Annotated in this window: 23 protein-coding genes and 4 tRNA genes; 22 read left to right on the forward strand and 5 right to left on the reverse strand. The window is 62.0% G+C overall.

Going from position 1 to position 25,711, the window contains the following annotated elements; genetic code table 11:
• Nucleotides 1-126: 126 nt before the first annotated feature.
• Genes ACIPIJ_RS06460 through ACIPIJ_RS06485 form a run of 6 tightly spaced genes read left to right on the forward strand, consistent with a single transcriptional unit; the run spans nucleotide 127 to nucleotide 6,041 of the window.
• The gene (locus ACIPIJ_RS06460; RefSeq protein ID WP_401073999.1) at nucleotides 127-1,221 is read left to right on the forward strand and encodes an ABC transporter ATP-binding protein; all 1,095 of its coding nucleotides are present in this window, start codon (nucleotides 127-129) and stop codon (nucleotides 1,219-1,221) included.
• Entirely contained in the window at nucleotides 1,221-2,318 is a 1,098-nt protein-coding gene (locus tag ACIPIJ_RS06465; RefSeq protein WP_401074001.1) for an ABC transporter ATP-binding protein, read from the forward strand. The genes ACIPIJ_RS06460 and ACIPIJ_RS06465 overlap by 1 nt, the downstream gene beginning before the upstream one ends.
• Nucleotides 2,315-3,178 (forward strand): carbohydrate ABC transporter permease, encoded by an 864-nt coding sequence (locus ACIPIJ_RS06470; protein WP_401074004.1) that lies wholly within the window; start codon nucleotides 2,315-2,317, stop codon nucleotides 3,176-3,178. The genes ACIPIJ_RS06465 and ACIPIJ_RS06470 overlap by 4 nt, the downstream gene beginning before the upstream one ends.
• Nucleotides 3,179-3,181: 3 nt before the next feature.
• Complete coding sequence (locus ACIPIJ_RS06475) at nucleotides 3,182-3,982, forward strand: carbohydrate ABC transporter permease (RefSeq protein ID WP_401074006.1); 801 nt, start codon at nucleotides 3,182-3,184, stop codon at nucleotides 3,980-3,982.
• A gap of 12 nt (nucleotides 3,983-3,994) precedes the next feature.
• Nucleotides 3,995-4,267 carry a DUF2160 domain-containing protein gene (locus ACIPIJ_RS06480; RefSeq protein ID WP_125923206.1) on the forward strand — a complete coding sequence of 91 codons (273 nt, stop codon included), beginning with the start codon at nucleotides 3,995-3,997 and terminating at the stop codon, nucleotides 4,265-4,267.
• A gap of 37 nt (nucleotides 4,268-4,304) precedes the next feature.
• Nucleotides 4,305-6,041 (forward strand): carbohydrate ABC transporter substrate-binding protein, encoded by a 1,737-nt coding sequence (locus tag ACIPIJ_RS06485; RefSeq protein ID WP_401074009.1) that lies wholly within the window; start codon nucleotides 4,305-4,307, stop codon nucleotides 6,039-6,041.
• 60 nt (nucleotides 6,042-6,101) lie between these two features.
• Here ACIPIJ_RS06485 and folD read toward each other — a convergent pair whose 3' ends face one another.
• Entirely contained in the window at nucleotides 6,102-6,956 is an 855-nt protein-coding gene (folD, locus tag ACIPIJ_RS06490) for a bifunctional methylenetetrahydrofolate dehydrogenase/methenyltetrahydrofolate cyclohydrolase FolD (RefSeq protein ID WP_401074012.1), read from the reverse strand.
• A 259-nt stretch (nucleotides 6,957-7,215) separates the two neighbouring features.
• On the opposite strand from folD, the gene ACIPIJ_RS06495 reads away from it, so the two are divergent.
• The 12 genes from ACIPIJ_RS06495 (at nucleotide 7,216) to ACIPIJ_RS06550 (ending at nucleotide 17,956) form a co-directional block, all read left to right on the forward strand.
• Nucleotides 7,216-7,292, forward strand: a tRNA-Arg gene (locus ACIPIJ_RS06495).
• Between the two features lie 43 nt (nucleotides 7,293-7,335).
• Nucleotides 7,336-7,411 (forward strand) — tRNA-His (locus tag ACIPIJ_RS06500).
• Nucleotides 7,412-7,465: 54 nt separating this feature from the next.
• Nucleotides 7,466-7,550: transfer RNA gene (locus ACIPIJ_RS06505), tRNA-Leu, on the forward strand.
• A 43-nt stretch (nucleotides 7,551-7,593) separates the two neighbouring features.
• Nucleotides 7,594-7,669: transfer RNA gene (locus ACIPIJ_RS06510), tRNA-His, on the forward strand.
• Between the two features lie 338 nt (nucleotides 7,670-8,007).
• Nucleotides 8,008-8,787 (forward strand): class I SAM-dependent methyltransferase, encoded by a 780-nt coding sequence (locus ACIPIJ_RS06515; RefSeq protein ID WP_401074015.1) that lies wholly within the window; start codon nucleotides 8,008-8,010, stop codon nucleotides 8,785-8,787.
• Between the two features lie 154 nt (nucleotides 8,788-8,941).
• Nucleotides 8,942-9,241: a DUF6388 family protein gene (locus tag ACIPIJ_RS06520; protein WP_401074018.1), complete on the forward strand. Its 300-nt coding sequence runs from the start codon at nucleotides 8,942-8,944 to the stop codon at nucleotides 9,239-9,241.
• A gap of 245 nt (nucleotides 9,242-9,486) precedes the next feature.
• Nucleotides 9,487-10,800, forward strand: a complete 1,314-nt coding sequence (tig, locus tag ACIPIJ_RS06525) for a trigger factor (protein WP_401074021.1) — start codon at nucleotides 9,487-9,489, stop codon at nucleotides 10,798-10,800.
• Nucleotides 10,801-10,891: 91 nt separating this feature from the next.
• Nucleotides 10,892-11,533, forward strand: a complete 642-nt coding sequence (clpP, locus tag ACIPIJ_RS06530; RefSeq protein ID WP_012271562.1) for an ATP-dependent Clp endopeptidase proteolytic subunit ClpP — start codon at nucleotides 10,892-10,894, stop codon at nucleotides 11,531-11,533.
• Nucleotides 11,534-11,641: 108 nt separating this feature from the next.
• Nucleotides 11,642-12,925 carry an ATP-dependent Clp protease ATP-binding subunit ClpX gene (gene clpX / locus ACIPIJ_RS06535; protein WP_401074023.1) on the forward strand — a complete coding sequence of 428 codons (1,284 nt, stop codon included), beginning with the start codon at nucleotides 11,642-11,644 and terminating at the stop codon, nucleotides 12,923-12,925.
• Nucleotides 12,926-13,078: 153 nt separating this feature from the next.
• Nucleotides 13,079-15,475 carry an endopeptidase La gene (lon, locus tag ACIPIJ_RS06540; RefSeq protein WP_401074025.1) on the forward strand — a complete coding sequence of 799 codons (2,397 nt, stop codon included), beginning with the start codon at nucleotides 13,079-13,081 and terminating at the stop codon, nucleotides 15,473-15,475.
• A 152-nt stretch (nucleotides 15,476-15,627) separates the two neighbouring features.
• Nucleotides 15,628-15,900 carry an HU family DNA-binding protein gene (locus ACIPIJ_RS06545; protein WP_172220696.1) on the forward strand — a complete coding sequence of 91 codons (273 nt, stop codon included), beginning with the start codon at nucleotides 15,628-15,630 and terminating at the stop codon, nucleotides 15,898-15,900.
• A 184-nt stretch (nucleotides 15,901-16,084) separates the two neighbouring features.
• Nucleotides 16,085-17,956 carry a SurA N-terminal domain-containing protein gene (locus ACIPIJ_RS06550; protein ID WP_401074028.1) on the forward strand — a complete coding sequence of 624 codons (1,872 nt, stop codon included), beginning with the start codon at nucleotides 16,085-16,087 and terminating at the stop codon, nucleotides 17,954-17,956.
• A gap of 156 nt (nucleotides 17,957-18,112) precedes the next feature.
• On the opposite strand, the gene ACIPIJ_RS06555 is transcribed toward ACIPIJ_RS06550, so the two are convergent.
• The gene (locus ACIPIJ_RS06555; protein WP_401074030.1) at nucleotides 18,113-19,153 is read right to left on the reverse strand and encodes a patatin-like phospholipase family protein; all 1,041 of its coding nucleotides are present in this window, start codon (nucleotides 19,151-19,153) and stop codon (nucleotides 18,113-18,115) included.
• A 154-nt stretch (nucleotides 19,154-19,307) separates the two neighbouring features.
• Between ACIPIJ_RS06555 and ACIPIJ_RS06560 the strand changes: the two genes are divergently transcribed.
• From ACIPIJ_RS06560 to ACIPIJ_RS06570, 3 genes are all read left to right on the forward strand, one after another.
• Nucleotides 19,308-19,586: a hypothetical protein gene (locus tag ACIPIJ_RS06560; protein WP_346615432.1), complete on the forward strand. Its 279-nt coding sequence runs from the start codon at nucleotides 19,308-19,310 to the stop codon at nucleotides 19,584-19,586.
• A 14-nt stretch (nucleotides 19,587-19,600) separates the two neighbouring features.
• Nucleotides 19,601-20,380 carry a CHAD domain-containing protein gene (locus ACIPIJ_RS06565; protein ID WP_401074032.1) on the forward strand — a complete coding sequence of 260 codons (780 nt, stop codon included), beginning with the start codon at nucleotides 19,601-19,603 and terminating at the stop codon, nucleotides 20,378-20,380.
• A gap of 76 nt (nucleotides 20,381-20,456) precedes the next feature.
• Nucleotides 20,457-21,254 carry an acyl-CoA thioesterase gene (locus tag ACIPIJ_RS06570; protein ID WP_401074035.1) on the forward strand — a complete coding sequence of 266 codons (798 nt, stop codon included), beginning with the start codon at nucleotides 20,457-20,459 and terminating at the stop codon, nucleotides 21,252-21,254.
• A 3-nt stretch (nucleotides 21,255-21,257) separates the two neighbouring features.
• Here the strand turns inward: ACIPIJ_RS06570 and ACIPIJ_RS06575 are convergent, their stop codons facing one another.
• The 3 genes from ACIPIJ_RS06575 to ACIPIJ_RS06585 all read right to left on the reverse strand — a co-directional run bounded on the left by ACIPIJ_RS06575 (nucleotide 21,258) and on the right by ACIPIJ_RS06585 (nucleotide 24,093).
• Complete coding sequence (locus ACIPIJ_RS06575; protein ID WP_401074037.1) at nucleotides 21,258-21,626, reverse strand: Mpo1-like protein; 369 nt, start codon at nucleotides 21,624-21,626, stop codon at nucleotides 21,258-21,260.
• A 75-nt stretch (nucleotides 21,627-21,701) separates the two neighbouring features.
• Nucleotides 21,702-23,180: a methyl-accepting chemotaxis protein gene (locus ACIPIJ_RS06580; protein ID WP_401074040.1), complete on the reverse strand. Its 1,479-nt coding sequence runs from the start codon at nucleotides 23,178-23,180 to the stop codon at nucleotides 21,702-21,704.
• Nucleotides 23,181-23,298: 118 nt separating this feature from the next.
• Nucleotides 23,299-24,093 (reverse strand): TatD family hydrolase, encoded by a 795-nt coding sequence (locus ACIPIJ_RS06585; protein ID WP_401074043.1) that lies wholly within the window; start codon nucleotides 24,091-24,093, stop codon nucleotides 23,299-23,301.
• A 160-nt stretch (nucleotides 24,094-24,253) separates the two neighbouring features.
• Between ACIPIJ_RS06585 and ACIPIJ_RS06590 the strand changes: the two genes are divergently transcribed.
• Nucleotides 24,254-25,660: a transglycosylase SLT domain-containing protein gene (locus ACIPIJ_RS06590; protein WP_401074046.1), complete on the forward strand. Its 1,407-nt coding sequence runs from the start codon at nucleotides 24,254-24,256 to the stop codon at nucleotides 25,658-25,660.
• Nucleotides 25,661-25,711: the final 51 nt, after the last annotated feature.

Raw genomic sequence — 25,711 nt, forward strand, 5'->3', positions numbered from 1 at the left:
AACCTGTTCAGTGGCGAACGGCAGATGCCCGGCCTGCGCCGGTAGAGCCGCATGCCAGAGCCTTGCGGCGCAACTGGCACGGAACTGGCTGTGTTTGGCAGACAACAATCACAAGAAGGCCACGCCATGTCCCTGGTGTTGGAGCAGGTCAGCCGCAGCGTCGACGGGCAACCCTGGGTCATCGACGCGTCCCTGCGCTTCGAACCCGGTTCGTTCAACGTGCTGTTGGGGCGGACCCTGGCCGGCAAGACCAGCCTGATGCGCCTGATGGCCGGGCTCGACCGCCCTGACCGTGGCCGCGTGCTGATGGCGGGCGAGGATGTCACCGGCGTGCCGGTGCGCCGGCGCAACGTGTCGATGGTGTATCAGCAGTTCATCAACTACCCGACCCTGAGCGTCTACGAGAACATCGCCTCACCCCTGCGCCAGGCGCGCCTGGCCGAGCCAGAGATACGCCGGCGGGTGCAGGAAACCGCCGAGATGCTGCGCATCGAACCCTACCTGCAGCGCTTGCCGCTGGAGCTGTCCGGCGGCCAGCAGCAGCGCACGGCGATGGCCCGGGCATTGGTCAAGGATGCCGGGTTGATCCTGTTCGACGAGCCGCTGGTCAACCTCGACTACAAGCTGCGCGAGGGGTTGCGCCAGGAGCTGCGCGAACTGTTCGCCGCGCGCAACTGTATTGCCGTGTACGCCACCACCGAGCCCAATGAGGCGTTGGCGCTGGGCGGCACCACGACCCTGTTGCACGAGGGCCGTATCGTCCAGAGCGGCACCACCGCCGAGGTCTACCAGCGGCCTTGCAGCGTGCTGGCCGCCGAGCTGTTTTCCGAGCCGCCGATCAACCTGGTGCCGGGGCGTATCCATGGCAACGAGGTGAGCCTGGCCCAGGCCGTGCACTTTGCCCGCAATGCCGACCTGCAGCGCCTGAGCGACGGCGATTATTGCTTCGGTGTACGCCCCAGCCACATCACCCTGGTGCCGAGCCACGACGACGACCTGGAGCTGGCTGTGCTGGTGGAGCTGGCCGAAATCAGTGGCTCGGAGACCTTCCTGCACGTGCGTAACGAGCACTGGCGGATGGTCCTGCACCTGCCGGGGGTGCACGAGTACCCGGTGGACACGCCAATCCGAGTGTTCATTCCCACCCACAAGTTGTTCGTCTTCGACAGCGCCGGGGCGCTGGTGCAGGCGCCGGGCCTGCGCCAGGCGAGGAGCAGCTGATGGCCGAGATCCGTTTGCGCCAGCTGGCGCACAGCTACAGCCGCCAGCCCGCCACGGCGGCTGACTACGCCCTGCATGAGCTGGAGCACGTGTGGGAGCAGGGTGGTGCGTATGCCTTGCTCGGGCCGTCGGGGTGCGGCAAGTCGACCTTGCTCAACATCATCTCGGGCCTGCTCACGCCGTCCCATGGCCAGGTGCTGTTCGACGGCAAACCGGTCAACGACCTGACGCCGCAACAGCGCAACATCGCCCAGGTGTTCCAGTTCCCGGTGGTGTACGACACCATGACGGTGTTCGACAACCTGGCGTTCCCCTTGCGCAACCAGGGCCTGGACGAGAGCAAGGTGCGCACGCGGGTCCAGGAGATCGCCGAGGTGCTCGACCTGGCTGCGGTGCTCAAGAAAAAAGCGCGCAACCTCAGCGCCGATGAAAAGCAGAAGGTCTCCATGGGCCGCGGCCTGGTGCGCGACGATGTTTCGGCGATCCTCTTCGACGAGCCGTTGACGGTGATCGACCCGCACCTGAAGTGGAAGCTGCGGCGCAAGCTCAAGCAGATCCATGAGCAATTCAACATCACCATGATCTACGTCACCCACGATCAGCTGGAGGCCTCGACCTTCGCCGACAAGATCGCGGTGATGCACGGCGGGCGCATCGTCCAGTTCGGTACCCCGCGTGAACTGTTCGAACGGCCACGGCATACCTTCGTCGGCTACTTCATCGGCAGCCCCGGGATGAACCTGATCGAAGTGCGCGCCGAAGCGGACGGGGTGGTGTTCGGCGACATCCACCTGCCGTTGCCCGATGGCCTGCGCGAACGCTTGGCGGCGACCGCGGGCGGGCGCCTGCAGGTGGGGATCCGCCCGGAGTTCGTGCAGCTGTGGGACGGCCCTTTCGAGGGTGCCTACCCGGCGCAGGTGCTGGACATCGAGGACCTGGGCACCTACCGCATCGTCACGCTCATGCTGGGCGGCGTGTCGCTCAAGGCCCGCCTGGGCGAGGACCGCCCGCTACCCGTGGGCCAGGCCTGGGTCAGCCTGCCGGCGCAGTGGCTGATGCTGTACGTCGATGACGTGTTGCTGGAGGCCGGGCCATGAACAAGGTGCCCAACAACAAGGCCTGGTGGCTGGTGCTGCCGGTGTTCCTGCTGGTGGCCTTCAGTGCCGTGATGCCGATGATGACCGTGGTCAACTATTCGGTGCAGGACATTTTCGACCAGTCCAGCCGCTATTTCGTCGGCGCCGACTGGTACCGCCAGGTGCTGCGCGACCCTGCATTGCACGATGCGTTGCTACGCCAGTTCATTTATTCCACCTGCGTGCTGCTGATTGAAATTCCGCTGGGCATCGGCATTGCTCTGACCATGCCCACCAAGGGGCGCATGGCCTCGGTGTGCCTGATCGTGATGGCCATTCCGTTGCTGATCCCGTGGAACGTGGTCGGTACCATCTGGCAGATCTTCGGCCGTGCCGATATCGGCCTGCTCGGCGCCACGCTGGCCAAGCTTGGGGTGAGCTACAACTATGCAGGCGACCCGTTCGATGCCTGGCTCACCGTCCTGGTGATGGATGTGTGGCACTGGACGTCGCTGGTGGCACTGCTGTGTTACTCGGGCCTGCGGGCGATCCCTGACGTGTATTACCAGGCCGCGCGCATCGACCGTGCTTCGGGCTGGGCGGTATTCCGGCATATCCAGTTGCCCAAGCTGAAAAGCGTGCTGCTGATCGCGGTGATGCTGCGCTTCATGGACAGCTTCATGATCTACACCGAGCCGTTCGTGCTCACCGGCGGCGGCCCCGGCAACGCCACCACCTTCCTCAGCCAGACCCTCACGCGCATGGCCGTGGGGCAGTTCGACCTGGGGCCGGCGGCGGCGTTTTCGCTGGTGTACTTCCTGATCATTCTGCTGGTGTCGTGGCTGTTCTATACCGCCATGACCCACGGCGACAAGGACTAGGCCATGAGCATGCGCAAGACGCTGGCCCTGCTGCTGTACTTCTTCTTTCTGCTGGTGCCGATCTATTGGCTACTGAACATGTCGTTCAAGAGCAACAGCGAGATCCTCGGTGGCCTGACCCTGTGGCCGCAGGCGTTCACCTTCGACAACTACCGGGTGATCTTTTCCGATGCCAGCTGGTACAGCGGCTACATCAACTCGTTGTACTACGTGTGCCTGAACACGGTGATTTCGCTGCTGGTAGCACTGCCGGCAGCCTATGCCTTCTCGCGCTATCGCTTCCTGGGTGACCGCCACCTGTTCTTCTGGCTGTTGACCAACCGCATGGCACCGCCGGCGGTGTTCCTGCTGCCGTTCTTCCAGCTGTATTCGTCCATCGGCCTGTTCGATACCCACATCGCCGTTGCCTTGGCCCATTGCCTGTTCAACGTGCCGCTGGCGGTGTGGATTCTCGAAGGGTTCATGTCGGGGGTGCCGAAGGAGATCGACGAAACCGCCTACATCGACGGCTACAGCTTTGCGCGTTTCTTCGTGAAGATTTTCATCCCGCTGATTGGCTCTGGCATCGGTGTGACGGCGTTTTTCTGCTTCATGTTTTCGTGGGTCGAGCTGCTGCTGGCGCGCACCCTGACCTCGGTGAACGCCAAGCCGATTGCCGCAGTGATGACCCGCACGGTGTCCGCGTCAGGGATCGACTGGGGCGTGCTGGCGGCGGCCGGGGTACTGACCATCCTGCCGGGCATGCTGGTGATCTGGTTCGTCCGCAACCATGTGGCCAAGGGCTTTGCCCTGGGCCGGGTGTGAGGAGGGTTACGCATGGAGTGGATGGCCTGGACCTTGCCCACTGCGCTGTTCTTCGCCGCCGTCGGTGTGCTGCTGCTGTGCATGACCCTGTTCGAACTGCGCCGCCCCTGTGTGGAGCGGCGCGGTTTTCTGCCGATCGTCACCAGCCGTGGCGACCGGTTGTTCATCGGCCTTCTGGTCAGCGCCTACCTGCACCTGCTGGTAGTCGGGGTCAGCGACTGGCCGTTGTGGGTGGCCTCGCTGCTGTCGCTGGGCTGGCTGGTGGTGGTGCTGCGCTGGGGCTGAGCGACGGCTCCGGGGAAAACTCAATCGGGAGATCACGATGTTTCATAACAATGACAGGCGGCGACATTTGACCCTGGCCGCGTTGGTGGTGCTGGCCGTGCAGGGTACGGCGTGGGCTGACCAGTACGAGGACGCGGCGAAAAAGTGGATTGGCAGCGAATTCAAGCCTTCTACGCTGACGCCTGAGCAGCAGTTGGCCGAGTTGCAGTGGTTCATCAAGGCCGCCGAGCCGTTCCGTGGGATGAAGATCAATGTGGTGTCGGAAACCATCACCACGCACGAGTACGAGTCGAAGGTACTGGCGAAGGCCTTCAGCGAGATCACCGGCATCCAGTTGACCCACGACTTGCTGCAGGAAGGCGATGTGGTGGAGAAGCTGCAGACGCAGATGCAGTCGGACAAGAACATCTACGACGGCTGGGTCAACGATTCCGACCTGATCGGGACGCACTTTCGCTACGGCAAGGTGGAGTCGATCACCGATCTGATGGCCAATGAAGGCAAGGCCTACACCTCGCCGACCCTGGACCTGAAGGACTTCATCGGCATTTCGTTCACCACCGCGCCGGACGGCAAGGTCTACCAGTTGCCGGACCAGCAGTTCGCCAACCTTTACTGGTTCCGCGCTGACTGGTTCGAGCGCCCCGAACTCAAAGCCAAATTCAAGGAAAAGTATGGCTATGAGCTGGGCGTGCCGGTGAACTGGTCGGCCTATGAAGACATCGCCAAATTCTTTACCGAAGACGTCAAGGAAATCGACGGTAAGCGTGTGTATGGCCATATGGACTACGGCAAGAAGGACCCTTCGCTGGGCTGGCGTTTCACCGATGCCTGGTTCTCCATGGCCGGTGGCGGCGACAAAGGCTTGCCAAATGGCCTGCCGGTAGATGAGTGGGGCATCCGTGTGGAGGACTGCCACCCGGTGGGTTCCAGCGTGACCCGTGGCGGCGACACCAACGGCCCGGCAGCGGTCTATGCGACGCAGAAGTACGTCGATTGGATGCGCGCCTACGCACCCAAGGAGGCCCAGGGCATGACCTTCTCCGAGGCCGGCCCGGTCCCGGCGCAGGGCAACATCGCCCAGCAGATCTTCTGGTACACCGCCTTCACCGCCGACATGACCAAGCCGGGGTTGCCGGTGGTCAATGCCGACGGCACGCCAAAATGGCGCATGGCGCCGTCGCCCAAGGGGCCGTACTGGGAGGAGGGGATGAAGCTCGGTTACCAGGACACCGGCTCCTGGACCTTCTTCAAGTCGACCCCCGAGAAACAGCGCCTGGCCGCCTGGCTGTATGCGCAGTTCGTCACCTCCAAGACCGTGTCGTTGAAAAAGACCATCGTCGGCCTGACGCCGATCCGCGAGTCGGACATCAACTCCCAGGCCATGACCGACCTGGCGCCCAAGCTCGGCGGGCTGGTGGAGTTCTACCGCAGCCCGGCACGGGTGCAGTGGACCCCGACCGGCACCAACGTGCCGGATTATCCGCGCCTGGCACAACTGTGGTGGAGCCACATCGCCGAGGTGGCCAGTGGCGAGAAGACCCCGCAAGAGGCGCTGGATGGCTTGGCCCGCGACCAGGACAAGATGATGGAGCGGTTGCAGCGCTCCAACGCCCAGGCCACCTGTGCGCCGAAGATGAACCCGGAAAAGGATGCGCAGTACTGGTTCGACCAGCCGGGCGCGCCGAAGCCAAAATTGGCCAACGAGAAGCCCAAGGGCGAGACGGTCAGCTACGACGAACTGCTGAAATCGTGGGAGGCGGCGCGCAAGTGAGCTAAACCCTCAGGCAAAAAAACGGCACCTGATGAGGTGCCGTTTTCATTTCACGCCAACTTACTGATGCAGCTCTTCGGCCGCATATAGCGTGTTCTCCAGCAGGCACGCCCGGGTCATCGGCCCGACGCCGCCCGGCACCGGGGTGATCCAGCCGGCGCGGGGCAGGGCGGTCTCGTAGACCACGTCGCCGACCAGCTTGCCGTCGTCCTGGCGGTTGATGCCGACGTCGATGACGATGGCGCCTTCCTTGACCCACTCACCCTTGACCAGCCCCGGCTTGCCGGCGGCCACGACCACCAGGTCGGCACGGCCGACGTGGCCGGCCAGGTCCTTGGTGAAGCGGTGGCAGACGGTCACGGTGCAGCCAGCCAGCAGCAGCTCCATGGCCATCGGCCGGCCAACGATGTTGGAGGCGCCGACGATCACTGCGTCCATGCCATACAGGTCCTGACCCGTGCTTTCCAGCAGGGCCATGATGCCTTTGGGCGTGCAAGGGCGCAGCAGTGGGATGCGCTGGGCCAGGCGGCCGATGTTGTAGGGGTGGAAGCCATCGACATCTTTGTCCGGGCGGATGCGCTCCAGCAGCAGCGAGGCATCGAGGTGCGCCGGCAGCGGCAGTTGCAGCAGGATGCCGTCAACGGCCGGGTCGTCGTTGAGGCGGTCGATCAACTCGGTCAGGGCTTGCTGCGTGGTCTCGCTGGGCAGGTCGAAGGCCTGCGAAATGAAGCCGACCTCTTCGCAGTCCTTGCGCTTGTGCGAGACATAGACTTGGGAGGCGGGGTCGGTACCGACCAGGATCACTGCCAGGCCAGGCGTGCGCAGGCCTTGCTGGCGACGCTCCTCGACACGTTGAGCGATCTGCTTGCGCAGGTTGGCGGCGATCGCCTTGCCATCGATTAGGTGTGCAGTCATAGACGCGTGATTAACCATCGAGAAAGGAACAATAAAGAGGGCGCATTCTCGCACGACACGGCCCGAGGGCAAAGGCGGGTGGTCGGGCAAATCCTCTAACCCCTTAAATATTTTGAATTTTTTAGAGAAAGGTGTTGACGCTCCCAAGGCTCGCCTATAAGATTCGCCGCACTTGTCGGGCACAGCCTAGCACTGGTTGGCGAAGTCGGGCAGAATGAGTGGTTTGTTAATTGCTCGTTCGGTTAGGCTTTATGCTTATGCGCCCGTAGCTCAGCTGGATAGAGCATCCGCCTTCTAAGCGGATGGTCGCAGGTTCGAGTCCTGCCGGGTGCGCCATTAGGCAGCTTGGGCAAGCAAGTAAAGGCTGTAAAGCAATATGGTGGGCGTAGCTCAGTTGGTAGAGCGCCGGATTGTGATTCCGGTTGTCGTGGGTTCGATTCCCATCGTCCACCCCATATTCTTCAAAGGCGCCTTGATTGTGTATCTGGCGCCTTTGTTTTAAGCGTTACGCGGACGTGGTGAAATTGGTAGACACACTGGATTTAGGTTCCAGCGGCGCAAGCTGTAAGAGTTCGAGTCTCTTCGTCCGCACCATGCTTCTGTAGGCTGTATCGCAACACTGCAACACCGCATTATGGTGGGCGTAGCTCAGTTGGTAGAGCGCCGGATTGTGATTCCGGTTGTCGTGGGTTCGATTCCCATCGTCCACCCCATCTTTTTTCGAGGGCGCCTTGATCTTGTGATCGGGCGCCTTTGTGTTTTCTGCTCTGCGCAGTCCTGCGCGCCATCCGTTTCAATTCCCAGTCATGTCTGCTCCAGGCAGGTGGCATTAAAATGCCGTCACTGGTCGTGAGTCAGGCGACTGCCGGCTGCATGCCCGCGGTGCGTGCCATTTCATTGGCGGTTTACGTCGTGCTGAACCGCTGATAAAAGCCCCGCGGTGCTGGTTGGCGCGCTTTTCCGCACTTGGTCGGTTTTTTGCTAGTGATGACGCTTTAATGTCGCCTGAGGTGTGATTGCGGGCGTCGCCTTCTCATGAAAAGGAAATGACATGAAAGTTTGCAGTACGCATCGAGTGAACCTGTATCAGGTGCTGCGCGCGGTATTCGACGCGATGGACAAGCGTCCGGTGGTGGCAGAAGTGGGCGTGCTGCGCGGCGAGAATGCGCTGAAACTGCGTGCGGCGCTGTCGCCGGCCCGTATGGTGCTGGCAGATAGCTGGAGCAAGGATGCGAACAAGGCCTACAGCCCGTTCGATCAATTGCCGCCATGGGTTTCGCCGGTAGATGAATATGAATACTACTACGGCGGCTCGCTGCACGATGATGCGACCTGGGAGCGGCTGTACCAGGAGTGTCTGGCGAAATTTGTCGACATGCCTGAAGTTGACGTTATTCGCGCTGACAGTATCGGCGCCATCGCCAAGATCCGCGAGAAGACCGGTATCGAGCAGTTCGACCTGGTCTACGTGGACGCCAATCACCAATACGAGTACGTCCTGCGCGACATGATGTATTACCAGGAGCTGTTGGGCCCCGATGGCATCATGATGCTCAACGACTGTTGCCACAGCCATCACGGCACCCGGCAGAACCTGGGTGTGCTCGAGGCGTTGGGCAGCTTCATGAAACGCTCCGACTTCATTCCGGTGGCCATGACCAACACTGACTGGTCCGATGTCATCCTGGTGCGTCGTGACTCGGTGCTGGTGAAGCTCTTCGACATGGCGCTAACCAATTCTGACGTGCCTTTCGTTGAGGTGCCTCATCAGTTGGTGACGGCGGCGCGGGTGGTGTACGGCGCGCAGCGCCCGAATATCAGTTTCGTCTGATTGCAAGCGCGGTTGGGGTTGCTTCTGGCGCGGACGGCCCCACCTTGAATGTGAGCGCTGAGTTCTGTTTCGCGCTCTGGTGGCCAAGGTATAAAAGCTGATAGATTTCAGTCGGTTGAAACGCCGGCTCAGTGGTCGGTAGAGGAATTGCCCGATGATTGCAAAAGAAGCTCGCCAGGCCCTGGCGCTGCAGCGCTTTGCCGAAGCCAACCCGCAACTGCTCGAAGAGATCCGTGACCTGGATGCGCGCGAGCAGGCTCAGCAGGTCCAGTGGGCGTTCGAGGATGCGGCTGACGAGCAAGGCATCCAGCCTTGGGAGCTGGCGCTGCAACTGATCGCCGAAAGCCCCGAGCAACTGCAGGCCATGCGCCTGGAGACCCACCGCGAAGTGGCCGAGGCGCTGGGCATGGCGTGGGAAGAGTACTGCCAGTTCAACGAAATCGACCCGGAGTAAGGGCGTTTTTACGGGCTGCAGTTGTTTGACAAGGTATTTCGGTTGCGTGACGCCGAGGCGTTGCGCAGCCTGCTTTTATAAACAGGTCCGGTGGCACACCGTGCGGGCCTTGCAAGCTAATCGACCGGCGTGGTTTCCCGTCGTCCCGAGTGGGGTGACTTCTGGTGCGTGACTCACTAGAATGCTTGCCCTTGATTCTGGAGTCGGGTTATCGCCGGCTAACGTCTGTGCAACGAGGAATATCCATGCAAGTTTCTGTTGAAAACACTTCCGCTCTCGAGCGCCGCATGACCATCGCCGTTCCGGCCGAGCGCGTCGAGAACGAAGTCAACAAGCGTCTGCAGCAGACTGCCAAGCGCGCCAAAGTCGCGGGCTTCCGCCCAGGCAAAGTGCCGATGAGCGTGATCCGCCAGCGTTTTGAAGCCGATGCCCGTCAAGAGGCCTTCGGTGACCTGGTCCAGGCTTCCTTCTACGAAGCCATCGTCGAGCAGAAGCTGAACCCGGCTGGCGCGCCGGCTGTTGAGCCGAAGTCCTTCGAGAAGGGCAAGGACCTGGAATTCGTCGCCATCTTCGAAGTGTTCCCTGAGTTCGCCGTTGCTGGCCTTGAGTCGATCAACGTCGAGCGCCTGAGCGCCGAAGTGGCTGACGCCGACCTGGACAACATGCTGGAAGTGCTGCGCAAGCAGAACGTCCGTTTCGAAGCCGTTGAGCGCGCTGCCGAGAAAGACGACCAGGTCAACATCGACTTCGTCGGCAAGATCGACGGTGAAGCGTTCGCCGGTGGTTCGGCCAAGGGCACTCAGCTGGTACTGGGTTCCGGCCGCATGATCCCTGGCTTCGAAGACGGCCTGGTTGGCGCCAAGGCGGGCGAAGAGCGCGTTGTCAACGTGACCTTCCCTGAGGACTACCAGAACCTGGACCTGGCGGGTAAAGCTGCCGAGTTCACCATCACCGTCAACAGCGTCTCGGCCCCTGCGCTGCCAGAGCTGAACGAAGAGTTCTTCGCCCAGTTCGGCATCAAGGAAACGACCCTGGAAGGCTTCCGCACCGAAGTTCGCAAGAACATGGAGCGTGAACTGCGCCAGGCGATCAAGACCAAGGTGAAAAACCAGGTCATGGACGGTCTGCTGGCCGCCAACCCGATCGAAGTGCCGAAAGCCCTGCTGGAAAACGAAGTCAACCGCCTGCGCGTCCAGGCTGTTCAGCAGTTCGGTGGCAACATCAAGCCTGAGCAACTGCCGGCTGAGCTGTTCGAAGAACAAGCCAAGCGCCGCGTAGTGCTGGGCCTGATCGTCGCTGAAGTGGTCAAGCAGTTCGACCTGAAGCCAGACGACGCCAAGGTTCGCGAGATGATCGAAGAAATGGCTTCGGCTTACCAAGAGCCTGAGCAGGTCATCTCCTGGTACTACAAAAACGACCAGCAGCTGAACGAAGTGCGTTCGGTTGTGCTGGAAGAGCAAGTTGTAGATACTGTTCTGCAGAAAGCGACTGTGACCGACAAGTCGGTCTCGTACGAAGAAGCCGTAAAACCAGCACAGGCGCCTGCCGAAGCTGAGTAATACGGTTCTCTCGTAGGAAACCCCCACAAGCCAGCCTTCGCGCTGGCTTGTGCGTATTCAAGCCATGACTATTTGGGAGTGAGCGCAGGACATGTCCCGCAATTCTTATATTCAGCAGAGCTCTGACATCCAGGCCGCAGGCGGCCTGGTCCCGATGGTTATCGAGCAGTCCGCCCGTGGCGAACGTGCGTATGACATCTACTCGCGCCTGTTGAAGGAGCGAGTGATCTTCCTGGTTGGCCCGGTAGAAGACTACATGGCCAACCTGGTAGTGGCACAGATGTTGTTCCTCGAGGCGGAAAACCCGGACAAGGATATCCATCTCTACATCAACTCGCCGGGCGGCTCGGTGACTGCTGGCATGTCGATCTATGACACCATGCAGTTCATCAAACCGGATGTCTCCACCATCTGCATCGGCCAGGCCTGCAGCATGGGTGCCTTCCTGTTGACCGCGGGTGCCAAGGGCAAGCGTCACTGCCTGCCGAACTCGCGCGTCATGATCCACCAGCCGCTTGGCGGCTTCCAGGGTCAGGCCACCGACATCCAGATCCACGCCCAGGAAATCCTCAGCATCAAGGCGCGTCTGAACGAGCTGTTGGCCTACCACACTGGCCAGGACCTCGAGACTATCCAGCGAGATACTGAGCGTGACAACTTCATGAGCGCCTCGCGCGCGGCCGAGTACGGCCTGATCGACTCGGTATACGACAAGCGGCAACTGGCCTCCTGAACCCAGGAGCCAGAGCAGGTAGGTGCCGAAAGCACCTACCTGCGGACTTGAAAAAGCCCGCAATTGCCTTCATCTTGTGTTGCAAGCCTACCGGATTGGATCGATCGAATGACTGACACCCGTAACGGCGAGGACAGCGGCAAATTGCTTTATTGCTCCTTCTGCGGCAAAAGCCAGCACGAAGTGCGCAAACTGATTGCCGGGCCCTCGGTATTTATCTGCGACGAGTGCGTCGACCTGTGCAACGACATCATCCGTGAGGAGGTGCAGGAAGCCCAGGCCGAAAGCAGCGCGCACAAATTGCCTTCGCCGAAAGAAATCAGCGGCATCCTGGACCAGTACGTAATTGGTCAGGAGCGCGCGAAAAAGGTGCTGGCCGTAGCGGTGTACAACCACTACAAGCGCCTGAATCAGCGTGACAAGAAGGGTGACGAGGTCGAACTCGGCAAGAGCAACATCCTGCTCATCGGGCCAACGGGCTCGGGCAAGACCCTGCTCGCCGAAACCCTTGCACGCCTGTTGAACGTGCCGTTCACCATTGCTGACGCCACCACCCTGACCGAAGCCGGTTACGTGGGTGAGGACGTCGAGAACATCATTCAGAAACTGCTGCAGAAGTGCGACTACGACGTGGAAAAGGCCCAGATGGGCATCGTCTACATCGACGAGATCGACAAGATCTCGCGCAAGTCTGACAACCCCTCGATCACCCGTGACGTCTCGGGTGAAGGCGTGCAGCAGGCGCTGCTGAAGCTGATCGAAGGCACCGTGGCCTCCGTTCCGCCGCAGGGCGGCCGCAAGCACCCGCAACAGGAGTTCCTGCAGGTTGATACCCGCAACATCCTGTTCATTTGCGGTGGCGCCTTCTCGGGCCTGGAAAAGGTCATCCAGAACCGCTCCACCAAAGGTGGCATCGGTTTTGGCGCCGAAGTACGCAGCAAGGAAGAGGGCAAGAAGGTTGGCGAGTCGCTGCGCGAAGTCGAGCCGGACGATCTGGTCAAGTTTGGCCTGATCCCCGAGTTCGTCGGCCGTCTGCCGGTGCTGGCGACCCTCGACGAGCTGGACGAGGCTGCGCTGATGCAAATCCTCACCGAGCCGAAAAACGCCCTGACCAAGCAGTATGCCAAGCTGTTCGAGATGGAAAGCGTCGACCTCGAGTTCCGCAGCGATGCGCTCAAGGCCGTTGCGCGCAAGGCCCTGGAGCGCAAGACCGGCGCCCGTGGCCTGCGTTCGATCCTCGAAGGCGTGCTGCTCGACACCATGTATGAGATCCCTTCGCAGAAGGATGTCAGCAAGGTGGTGATCGACGAGAGCGTTATCGAAGGCGCTTCGCAGCCGCTGATGATCTACGAGAACAGCGAGCCGCAAGCCAAGGCCGCACCCGACGCCTGAGTCGGCTGTTGCCAGCTAGCAAGAAAGGGGCCTACGGGCCCCTTTCTGCTTTTCCTATGCAAGCGCTTGTAATTTCCCAGGCGTGCCCCCACATTAGGTCCAAGCATCATTTCCACCGGTTTCCGGCCATAAGGCCGCTGTAGAGGCGAAATCATGAAGACCACCCTCGACTTGCCTCTTTTGCCATTGCGCGATGTCGTCGTTTATCCGCATATGGTCATCCCGCTGTTTGTGGGGCGTGAGAAGTCCATCGAGGCCCTTGAGGCTGCGATGACTGGCGAGAAGCAGATCCTTCTGCTGGCCCAGAAGAACCCCGCTGACGACGATCCGGGCGAAGACGCCCTGTACCGTGTCGGTACCGTCGCAACCGTGCTGCAACTGCTGAAGCTGCCGGATGGCACCGTCAAGGTGCTGGTCGAGGGCGAGCAGCGTGGCGCCGTTGAGCGCTTTACCGAAGTTGATGGGCACATTCGTGCCGAAGTGTCCCTGATCGACGAAACCGACGCCGCCGAGCGCGAGTCGGAAGTCTTCGTGCGCACGCTGCTGTCGCAGTTCGAGCAGTACGTGCAGCTGGGCAAGAAAGTCCCCGCCGAAGTGCTGTCATCGCTCAACAGCATCGAAGAGCCTGGCCGCCTGGTCGACACCATGGCCGCGCACATGGCGCTGAAGATCGAGCAGAAGCAGGAAATTCTCGAGATCGTTGACCTGTCGACCCGCGTTGAGCACGTGCTGGCGATGCTGGACGCCGAAATCGACCTGCTGCAGGTCGAGAAGCGTATTCGTGGCCGGGTCAAGAAGCAGATGGAGCGCAGCCAGCGCGAGTACTACCTGAATGAGCAGATGAAGGCCATTCAGAAGGAGCTCGGCGATGGCGACGAAGGCCACAACGAAGTCGAAGAGCTTAAAAAGCGCATCGAAGCCGCTGGCCTGCCGAAAGACGCCCTGGCCAAAGCCCAGGCCGAGCTGAACAAGCTCAAGCAGATGTCGCCGATGTCGGCCGAGGCCACCGTGGTGCGGTCCTACCTCGACTGGCTGGTGCAGGTGCCGTGGAAGGCCCAGAGCAAGGTGCGCCTGGACCTGACCAAGGCCGAGGAAATTCTCGATGCCGACCACTATGGCCTGGAAGAGGTCAAGGAACGCATTCTCGAGTACCTCGCCGTACAGAAGCGCGTGAAGAAAATCCGTGGCCCGGTGCTGTGCCTGGTCGGCCCGCCTGGCGTCGGCAAGACCTCGCTGGCCGAGTCGATCGCCGCAGCGACCAACCGCAAGTTCGTGCGCATGGCCCTGGGCGGCGTGCGTGACGAGGCCGAGATCCGTGGCCACCGCCGTACCTACATCGGTTCGATGCCTGGCCGCCTGATCCAGAAGATGACCAAGGTGGGTGTCCGCAACCCGCTGTTCCTGCTCGACGAGATCGACAAGATGGGCAGCGACATGCGTGGCGACCCGGCCTCGGCGCTGTTGGAAGTGCTCGACCCCGAGCAGAACCACAACTTCAACGACCATTACCTGGAGGTCGACTACGACCTTTCGGACGTGATGTTCCTGTGCACCTCGAACTCGATGAACATCCCGCCGGCGCTGCTCGACCGCATGGAAGTCATCCGCCTGCCAGGTTATACCGAGGACGAGAAGATCAACATCGCGGTCAAGTACTTGGTGCCCAAGCAGGTCAAGGCCAACGGGCTGAAGAAGGAAGAGCTGGAGGTCGACGTCTCGGCGATTCGCGACATCATCCGTTACTACACCCGCGAAGCCGGTGTGCGTGGCCTCGAGCGGCAGATCGCCAAGGTTTGCCGCAAGGTGGTCAAGGAACATACCGGGCAGAAGCAGGTCAAGGTCAAGGTCGCCAGCGAACAGCTCGAGCACCTGCTGGGCGTGCGCAAGTTCCGTTACGGCCTGGCCGAGCAGCAGGACCAGATCGGCCAGGTGACTGGCCTGGCGTGGACCCAGGTGGGCGGTGAATTGCTGACTATCGAGTCGGTGGTCATCCCCGGCAAGGGCCAGCTGATCAAGACCGGCTCGCTGGGCGACGTCATGGTCGAATCGATCACCGCCGCGCAGACCGTGGTTCGCAGCCGTGCCCGCAGCCTGGGGATTGCCGCCGATTTCCACGAGAAGCACGACGTGCACATCCACATGCCCGAGGGCGCCACGCCGAAGGACGGCCCAAGCGCCGGTATCGGCATGTGCACCGCGCTGGTGTCGGCGCTGACGCAGATTCCGGTACGTGCCGACGTGGCCATGACTGGCGAAATCACCCTGCGTGGCCAGGTACTGGCCATCGGTGGGCTGAAGGAAAAACTGCTGGCGGCACACCGCGGTGGGATCAAGACGGTGATCATTCCGGAGGAGAATGTTCGCGATCTGAAGGAGATTCCAGAAAATATCAAACAGGATCTTCAGATCAAACCGGTCAAATGGATTGACGAAGTCCTGCAAATTGCGCTGCAATACGCCCCGGAGCCCTTGCCAGATGTGGCTCCTGAGATTGTCGCGAAAGATGAAAAGCGCGACGGCGATGCTAAGGAAAGAATCAGCACGCATTAGTAGTTTTTAGCTGGGGGGCTTTCCTTGACAGTTTTTTCGGGGCCTTGCTATAAAGCGGCACGCTATTGTCAACACGCCACCCAGCGCACGTTTCATAAGCTTTTCATTACATACTTAGAAACAAACTCAATTGAGAAATAAGGGGACTTCGAGTGAACAAGTCGGAACTGATTGACGCTATCGCCGCATCTGCTGACATCCCGAAAGCTGTAGCCGGCCGCGCGCTGGACGCAGTAATTGACTCCGTGACCGGTGCCCTGAAAGCAGGCGACGACGTCGTTCTGGTTGGCTTCGGTACCTTCTCGGTCAAGGACCGCGCCGAGCGTACTGGCCGTAACCCGCAAACTGGTAAGGCGATCAAGATCGAAGCCGCCAAGGTTCCAGGTTTCAAGGCTGGCAAAGGCCTGAAAGACGCCGTCAACTAAGTCGTCTCTTTCAGCCGGACCGGGCCTAGCCAGGTCCGAGCACGCTGAAGGCGGGGCGCAAACGTTCCCGCCTGACACGTTTGCTAAGAAAAGGCGCATCCTCGGATGCGCCTTTCTTTTATCAGGATTCTACCCACGCTCCGCGGTTGTCGACGCAGTGGTACAGCCGTTTCTGGGGGGACGCATGCTGCAAAATATCAGGGACAATTCACAAGGTTGGATTGCCAAGACCATCATCGGCCTCATCGTCGTATTGATGGCGTTGACCGGCTTCGAGGCCATTTTCCAGGCCGCCACCCATAGCCAGGACGCCGCCAAGGTAAACGGCCAGACCATCAGCCAGAACGAGCTGAGCCAGGCGGCCGACATGCAGCGCCGTCAGCTGATGCAACAGCTGGGCAAGGATTTCGACCCAGCCATGCTGGACGAAAAATTGCTGCGCGACTCCGCGCTCAAAGGGCTGATCGATCGCAAACTGCTGCTGCAGGGCGCCGAAGACGCCAAGTTCGCCTTCTCCGAGGCCGCGCTGGATCAAGTGATCCTGCAAACGCCGGAATTCCAGGTCGATGGCAAGTTCAGCGCCGACCGTTTCGACCAGGTCATCCGCCAGATGGGCTATGGCCGTATGCAGTTCCGCGAAATGCTCGCCGAAGAAATGCTGATCGGCCAGGTGCGCACCGGTATTGCCGGCAGCAGCTTCGTCACCGACAAGCAGGTCGACGCCTTCGCTCGCTTGGAAAACCAGACCCGCGACTTCGCCTCGTTGACCTTCAAGGCCAACCCGGCCGCGGTCAAGGTCAGCGATGATGAGGTCAAGGCCCACTACGAACAGCACGCCAAGGAGTTCATGACCCCTGATCAAGTGGTCATCGATTACGTCGAGCTGAAAAAGTCGGCATTCTTCGACCAGGTCAAGGTCAGCGACGACGAGCTCAAGGCGCAGTACGAGAAGGAAATCGCCAACCTCGCCGAGCAACGCCATGCCGCGCATATCCTCATCGAGGTCAATGACAAGGTCGCCGATGCCCAGGCCAAGGCCCGCATCGTAGAAGTCGAGCAGCGCCTGGCCAAGGGTGAAGACTTCGCCAAGCTGGCCAAGGAGTTCTCCCAGGACCCAGGTTCCGCCAACAGCGGTGGTGACCTTGGTTTCGCAGGCCCTGGTGTCTATGACCCAGCCTTCGAAGACGCGCTGTACAAGCTCGACGATGGCCAGGTTTCGGCCCCGGTACGCACCGAGTTCGGTTATCACCTGATCAAGCTGCTGGGCAAGCAGGCGCCTGAAGTCCCGACCTTTGCCAGCCTGAAGGACAAGCTGACCCGTGACCTGAAGACCCCGCTGGTCGAGCAGCGTTACGTCGATGCCAGCAAGCAGTTGCAGGACGCTGCCTACGAGGCTGCCGACCTGGCCCAGCCGGCCCAGGACCTGAACCTCAAGGTACACACCTCGGCGCCGTTCGGCCGTGAGGGTGGCGAAGGCATTACCGCCAACCGTGCCGTGGTCCAGGCTGCGTTCTCCGAGGAAGTGCTGGAGGAGGCTGCCAACAGCACCGCCATCGAGCTGGACCCGGAAACCACCGTGGTGCTGCGCGTCAAGGAACACCGCAAGCCAGAGCAGATGCCGCTGGAAGCCGTGGCCAAGAACATCAGTGAACACCTGGCCAAAGAGAAGGCCACTGCCGAACTCAAGACCAAGGCGGACAAGCTGATCGCTGGCCTGCAGGACGGCTCAATCGCTGCCGGTACCGCACACGACGGGCAGAGCTGGAAGTCATACGAGGCAGTGACCCGTGGCCAGGACGGTATCGAGCCGGCCGAGCTGCAGGCGCTGTTCCGCCTGGCCAAGCCGCAAGCCAAGGACAAGCCGGTATACGGCAGTGTGGTTTTGGCCGACGGCAGCCTGGTCGTGCTGCAGCTCAAGGGCGTCAACGAAGGCGCCGCCGCCAGCGACGAAGAGAAGCAGCAGATCCGCCGCTACCTCGCGTCGCGTGCTGGCCAGCAGGACTTTGCGGCTTACCGCAAGCAGCTGGAAGGCAGCGCGGACATCACGCGTTACTGAGTGACTGTCTGCTAACGAAACAGGCCGCGTATATGCGGCCTGTTTTGTTTGTGGTGTCAGGCCCGGCCCCTCGCGGGTACTCTGCAGCCTGGCAGCCGAAAGGGTCTCTGTAGAAGCGGGTTTACCCGCGAAGGGGGCGGCACTGACGAAACATGGCTAGCGCTTTTCCCCCTCATAGTTGTCCAGCGTATCCCGCGCAATCTCCCTGCCCAGGGCGATCAGCTCCGGCGCCTTGTAGAACTCGAAGAACCGGCAAACCCGCTTGGGCACGTTGATGAGCACATCCGGTGGATACCCCGCGATCTTGTACTGTGCCAGCGACGTCTGCATCACCTCGAAACTCTGGTTGATAAGGTCCAGCAGCGAAGCCGGCCCCACGTTGTCGATGATGAACGACCCCGTGGCCGACTTGGGCGCACCCTCGCTCTCGGGGGCCGCCGCGGGTTGCTGGCCCGCAGGGTCGGCGGTGTCGGCCAGCCAAGGGTTGGGCGGGGCCAACCCTTCGGCAGTTATCTCCTGCTCGATGCGCATCAGCTCCTCGGCTGGTTTGCGCCGAAACGGCAGGCGCGACCCCAGCGAGCTGAGCAGCGCGTCGAAGCGCATCTTGAACGCTGCAGGCCGTTCGATCACCGGTAGCTGGTACTGCTTCTGGTTGGTCGAGTTGAGGTTGACGGCGATGATCAGGTCGCAATGGCTGGACACCACCGGGACGATCGGTAGTGGGTTGAGGATGCCGCCGTCGACCAGCATGCGGTTGCCCTGCATCACCGGTGTGAACAGGCTTGGAATCGCTGCCGAAGCGCGCATGGCCTGGTGCAGGCAACCTTCCTGGAACCAGATTTCCTGCTGGTGGGTGAGGTCGGTGGCCACTGCCGTGTAGGGGATGCGCAACTGCTCGATGTTGATCTCGCCAACAATCTTGCGAATCTGCCCGAAGACTTTGTCACCGCGGATGGCACCAAGGCGAAAGCTGACGTCGACCAGGCGCAGCACGTCCAGGTAGTCCAGGCTTTCGATCCAGTTACGGTACTCTTCGAGTTTACCTGCCGCATAGATGCCGCCAATCACTGCCCCCATGGAGCAGCCAGCGATGCAGGCAATGTCGTACCCGCGCCGCTCGATTTCCTCGATGACGCCGATATGGGCATAACCCCGCGCGCCCCCCGATCCCAATACCAGCGCTACACGTTTAGTCATGATCTACCTCGGCCTGTGCAACGATGGTCCTACAATGCACCGATCGCTGCCTGTGCTTCAATGTAGACTCTAGGCAAAACACGCCGGGCGCGGCACTTTTCAGCTGCCCGCGCGTCGAACAGCCACTCTATTTCAACCTTTTGAGGTAACACCGATGAAAGCCTGGATCTGCCTTCCTCTGATTGCCCTGGCCCTTGCTGGCTGTGCGGGCAAGACGGCCTACCGTGACAGCTGCGCGACGCAGCTCGATGCCGCCTGGAAGGAGCTCGACCTGGCAAAGGCTGAAGGGTTTGCCGGCACTGTCAGTTACTCCAAGGCCTTGTCGTTGCTCACGGGGGCCAAGACTCAGCAGCAGTTCGAAGGTTTTGAGGGTTGCAGCAAAAAAGCCGAGAAGGCGCGTTTCTACATTCGTGAGTCGCGCGCCGGGCGCTGACCAAGGAGCGCTGTATGTCTGCGATGCTTGACCACGTGGTTGCCCAGGTACTGGCCTTGCAGGTGCGCCTGCTGGCCTGTCGTGAGCGCCTGGCCGCCGACACCGACAGCGAAGCGTTGCACGACCTGCGGATCGGGCTGCGGCGCCTGCGCAGCCTGTTGCGTCCGCTGAAGGGGTTGCCTGGTGTCGAGCAGCTGGAGGCGGCGGCCAAGGCCCTTGGCGCCCTGACCACGCCGTTGCGTGACCGCGAGGTGCTGGCGGGCGAATTGATCGCGCGTGGCCTGGCTGACGCCGGGCAACGGCGCCTGCAAGGGCGTGCGGCAGGCTTCTCCAGTGTGGCCGGCAGCCCGCAGTTGGGCCGGGTACTGGCGATCCTCGATGCCTTCCCTCTGTTCCTGCGTGCTGCGGACCGTGAGGGTTTGGTAAAGGCGCTGGGCAGGCACGTGGACAAACGCCTGGCCAGGCAATGGCGCAAGCTCGATGAAGCCTTGCAGGATCCCGCCCATGATCGCCACCGCCTGCGGCTATTGATCAAGCGCGTGCGTTACGGCGATCAGGCCTATCCCCAGCTCGACCATGCCGGGAAGCGGCTGCAGGGCCTGCTGAAAAAGGCCCAGGGCGACCTGGGTAACTGGCATGACCGCCTGCAGTGGCTGCTGCAGGCGCAAAGCCATGCAGACCTTGCGCCCTGCAAGGACGACTGGGAGCAGGAGCTTCATGAGGCCGAACGCAAGGCCGACGCCACGCTGGATGCCTTGCAGGCGGCGCTGGAGCGGCGCAAGCCCGGCAAATGACCGATATGCGGGCTGATCGGGGCGGGTTTGCTGGATAGTATTGGCTGACACCTTTCGCTGTTGCAGGAGCCGGCTAATGAATTTCAACCAACTGCTCGACGCCGTGCGAGAAAACCCCGAAGCCGTCAGTATCCCAGCCAATTGGGCCCAGGGGCGTGCTGCCTTCGGCGGCCTGATGGCCGCCATGGTCTATGAGGCCATGCGCCTGAAACTCTCCGACAACCGTCCGGTGCGTTCCCTGGCCATCAGTTTCGTCGCCCCGGCCGCGCCTGACGTGCCAACCCGTTTCGAGGTCGAAGTGCTGCGCGAGGGCAAGGCGGTCAGCACGTTGCTCGGCCGGGCAGTGCAGGAGGGCCAGGTGGTGACCTTGGTGCAGGGCAATTTCGGCGCTGGCCGGCCATCGGTAGTCAACGTTCCGGCCCAGCCGCCCATGCCGATGAAAGGGCTAGAGGACGCGGCTGCAGAGCTTCCGTACATCAAAGGCGTGACACCAGAATTCATGCGCCATGTCGCGCTGCGGTGGGCGGTTGGCGGGTTGCCGTTCACTGGCAACTCCTCACGGCACATGGGTGGCTGGGTGCGCTTGCGGGATGTGGCTGAAGCGCAGGTCAACGAGGCTCACCTGTTGGCCCTTGTCGATGCCTGGCCGCCCAGCCTGATGCCTTACCTGAAACAACCCGCGGCAGGCAGCACACTGACCTGGACCATCGAGTTCGTGCAGCCGGTTGCGAGCCTGTCGACCCTGGACTGGTGCCGCTACTGCGTCGAAACCGAGCATGCACGGGATGGCTACGGGCATGCGGCAGCCGCTTTGTGGACGGCTGAAGGCGAGTTGCTGGCGTTGAGCCGGCAGACGGTTACGGTCTTTGCTTGAGATTCAGTGCCTATGCTTGTGCCGCTCACGCCAGGCGCGCCACCAGGCGCCGCTGAGCACGAAGCGTGGGAAGGTGATGAACTGCTCGGTCAGCAGGCGCTGCATGGCGTCCTTGCGGTTGGCGAACGGCTCTGGCTGTTCGGCCTCCAGGCGGTGGCCTTGGCGCTGCAGGCCCAGGCCGGCGATCAGGGCGATGACGCCGACGGCGATCTGGCCCAGGTCCAGGGCGAAAAGCCCCGACAGCACCAGCAGGGCGCCGAGGATGAACAGCGGTACGGCAATCAGGTGCAGCACCAGGTTGGTCGGGTGGCGATGGTTGTGGTGGTAGCCGCGCCATTGCCAGGCGGGCAAGTTGGGCAGACGTTTGCTCATGGGCATTTCCTCACGGTCATGCCCAAAGCTTAGTGCGCCCCTGTGATCGCAGCCAATCGAGGCTGGCTATGGTGACTATAGCTTGAGCTGGCCAATGGCTTTGTTCAGCTCGCCGGCCAGGGTCGCCAGCTCGTTGCTGGTCGTGGCCGAATCAACCGTCTGCTGCACGGTCTGCTCGGTGACATCGCGAATGCTCACCACCGCACGGTTCATTTCTTCCGCCACCTGGCTCTGCTGCTCGGCGGCGACGGCAATCTGGGTGTTACTCTCGCGCATCTGCGCCACCGCACCGGTGATCTCGGCCAGCGCCGCGCCGGCTTCCTGGGCCTGGCGTACGCAGTCATCAGCCTTGTACGAGCTTTCCTGCATGAATTCCACCGCATCGCGGGTGCCGGCCTGCAGGTCGGCGACCATGCCGGTGATCTCGTCGGTGGAGGCCTGCACACGCTTGGCTAGGCTGCGCACTTCATCGGCGACCACGGCAAAGCCGCGGCCCAGGTCGCCGGCGCGTGCGGCCTCGATGGCTGCGTTGAGTGCCAGCAGATTGGTCTGTTCGGCGATGCTGTGGATCACATTGACCACGCCATTGATCTTCTGGCTGTCTTCGGCTAGCTGGCGGATCATTTCGGCGGTCTGCTGTACGCCGCTGGACAGCCCGGCAATCGAGTCCTGCACCCGGTTGACCACGTCCTTCCCGCTGCCGGCAAGGGTGTCGGCGGTCTGTGACAGGTCGCGGGTGGCGCCGGCATGCTGGGCGATATGGTGCACCGTGGCGGACATCTGGTTGATTGCCGTGGCGGCCTGGTCGGTCTCACTCTGCTGGCCGAGCATGCCGTGGCGCACGTCGTTCATGCTGGTGGCCAGGCGCGCGGCGCCCGAGTCGAGTTGCCCGGCGGTGCGTGCCACGGTGCTGACCACCCGGTGGTAGGTGGTCTGCATGGCATTGAAGGCGCCAGCCATCTGCCCGACTTCGTCACCGCAGGCCAGCGGCACGCGGGCCGACAGGTCGCCGGTCCTCTCCACGTGCAGCATGACGTCCTTGAGGGTGTTGAGCTGGCTGAGCAGGAAGCGGATCAGCAGTTGCGAAGCGCAGAGCATCGCCAGCATCAGGACCAGCACGCAGACGGCGTAGTTGGCGAAGCGTTCGAAGAACACCTGGCGCACGCTGGGTGCCTGGGCCAGGACTGCCACTTGCTGGTCGCCGTGGCGTATTACCTGGGCGCCGCGCAGCGGGTTGTCGCCGAGCACCCAGGCGGCTGGCAAGGCAACCCAGCCTTGCGCATTGCGCAGGGCTTCCAGGTTTTCGCCGGCAAATGTCGGGGGCTGGCCGGGTTGCCAGGTGATCACGTTGGCCTGGCGGGGCAGGGCAAGCCCTGCGGGCCAGGCGGCCAACAGCTCGGCCTGGGATTGCGCCTGAACCTGCGCAGCCTCGGCGCGGGCGCGCTGCTCCAGGTGCACGGCATAGAGCACCAGCATCAAGGTTGTGACAAAGGCCACTGCGTTGACGGCCCAGAATTTGTACTTCAGGGAAATATTGCTAAGCCAGGCACCCATGGGTAGGTCTTCTCTGAGTTGAGCGGAAACATTATTGGCAAGGTGCCATCATTGTGCCCGCTCAAGCCAGGGAGGTTTTGATGTGTATCAACAAATGGTTTATGCCGACTCAGGCCCGTTACAGCTTGAAGAATGCCCGAGCCGTCGCGGTGGTATGCGCTGCCGTGTCCTCAGGGCGTTCTCCCCGATGCAGTGCCACCTCGCGCAAGACTTCCGGCAAGAACGCCGGCTCGTTGCGCCCGCTCTTGGGTTTGGGCCGCAGGCTGCGTGGCAGCAGGTAGGGGGCGTCGCTTTCGAGCATCAGGCGCCCGCTTGGAATATTGCCCACCAACGGATGCAGGTGCGTGCCCCGGCGCTCATCGCAGATCCAGCCGGTGATGCCGATGTGCAGGTCCATGTCCAGGTAGGCGAACAGCGCCTCGCGCTCGCCGGTAAAGCAATGCACCACGGCTGCCGGCAGGTGGTCGCGGTAACCCTTCAGCATGGCCAGCAAGCGCTCGCTGGCATCGCGTTCATGCAGGAACACGGGTAGCTGCAACTCGGCAGCCAGCGTCAGCTGCGCCTCCAGCGCTTTTTCCTGGAGTGGGCGAGGGGAGAAGTCGCGGTTGAAATCCAACCCGCATTCGCCAACGGCTCGCACACGCGATTCACCCAGCAGCAGGCGAAGTTGCCGTTCGCTGTTTGCATCCCAGGCCTTGGCATCGTGCGGGTGCACGCCGGCCGTGGCGAACAGGTGCTGGCTGTCGGGGTCGAGCTGCTGGCACAGTTCAAGCGCCTGCTCGCTGACCGCAAGGCTGGTGCCGGTCAGGATCATCTGCACCACGCCCGCTTCGATGGCGCGCTCGACGATGGCGGCCTGCTGGTCGTGGAAACTGCTGTTGGTCAGGTTGACGCCGATATCGATCAGTTGCATGGTGCTATCTCGTGCCGCGGGGCGGCCAGCATAGCAAAAAGCGCGATTTTCGGAAAAAACCCAAGAACTTCAGGCAGTTGTCGTGGTCTTTTTCCGTCATTTGTCACGAATTGCTCGTACCATCATGGACGCTGCCTACCGACCTCGGACACGTTTTCGCATGCTGCGACACATGCTCACCCTGCTGTTGATGCTTGGGCTGATGGCTGTCGGCCCCGCCTACGCACGCCTGCCTGGGCCGCAGCAAAGCGTACCGACGAGCAAGGCCCGCGACCTTGAGCAGATTCGCAGCAGCAAGGTGCTGCGGGTGCTGGTCAACCAGAGCCGCAACAGCTCGGGTGAGGTCAAGGGCGAGCCGGTCGGCATCGAGTACTACCGTCTGCGTGCGCTCGAACACTACCTCAATGCCCGGGCTGGCGACGGGCAACAGCTGCGCATCAAGCTGATCCCGCGGGCCAAGGAGCAACTGCTGGGGGCGCTGCAGCGCGGCGAGGGCGACCTTGCCGCGCCAGGTGAGCTGCTCGACCCGGCGCTGGTGGGCGGGGTGAATAGCAGTGCTCCGGTGCTGGACCAGGTACCGTTGTGGCTGGTCGGGCGCAAGGGCGAGCGCAGTTTCACCCGTGTCGAGCAGCTGTCCGGCCGTACCGTGGCGCTGACCAGTGCCAGCGCCGCCGGTGCGTTGATCCAGCAAATCAACCAGCAACTGGCGCTGCGCAAGCGGCCGCCGGTCAAGATCGAATGGGTCGATTCAACCCTGGCGGTGGAAGATGTGCTGGAAATGGTCCAGGCCGGCATCTATCACCTGACCGTGGTGGAGCGGCCGATCGCCCAGCGCTGGGCCCGGGTGATGCCGCGCCTGCGTCTGGACACGCGCCTGCAACTGGGCCAGCCGCAGGCCATGCGCTGGTACGTGCGGCGTGATGCAACCCTGCTGCAGGCCACGGTCGACCGCTTTCTGCAGGGCTACCGGGCACCGGAGAACCAGGACGCCGCGTTCGAGCGCATCTACCGGCGCCAGTACCGTGTGCACAACCCACTTGCACAAAAAGACCGTCAGCGCCTGAGCTCGCTGCGCGCGGTATTGCAGAAACATGGCGAGGCGCAGCAGATCGACTGGCTCAACCTGGCGGCGCTGGCTTTCAAGGAATCGACCCTCAACCCGGCGGCGCGTGGCAGCGGCGGCGCGCATGGCCTTATGCAGATCACCCCTTCGGCCGCCCAGCGTGTCGGAGTGGGCAACACCGCCACAGTCGACGGCAACGTCCAGGCCAGCGCCCGCTACCTCGCGTTGATCCGCCGCAAATTCTTCGCCAGCCCGCAGATCAACGAGCGTGAGCGCATGGCCTTTGTGCTGGCGGCTTACAACCTGGGGCCGGAGCGTGTTCAGGCGATGCGTGCCGAGGCGCGCAAGCGTGGGCTCAATGGCAACCAGTGGTTCTTTCAGACCGAACGTATAGCCATGGAGCAGGTGGGCATGGGGCCGGTCAACTTCGTCAACAGCGTGAACAAGTACTTCCTCGCGTTCAACCGTGAACGCGCCGTTCTGGAGCGTGTAGTTAAGCGCTGACAAATCGATTTTGTCGATTGTTATCTTGGGTTTTTTGCGATTTTCATATCT

Source organism: Pseudomonas sp. NPDC087185 (assembly GCF_044744955.1).
Taxonomy (GTDB): Bacteria; Pseudomonadota; Gammaproteobacteria; order Pseudomonadales; family Pseudomonadaceae; genus Aquipseudomonas.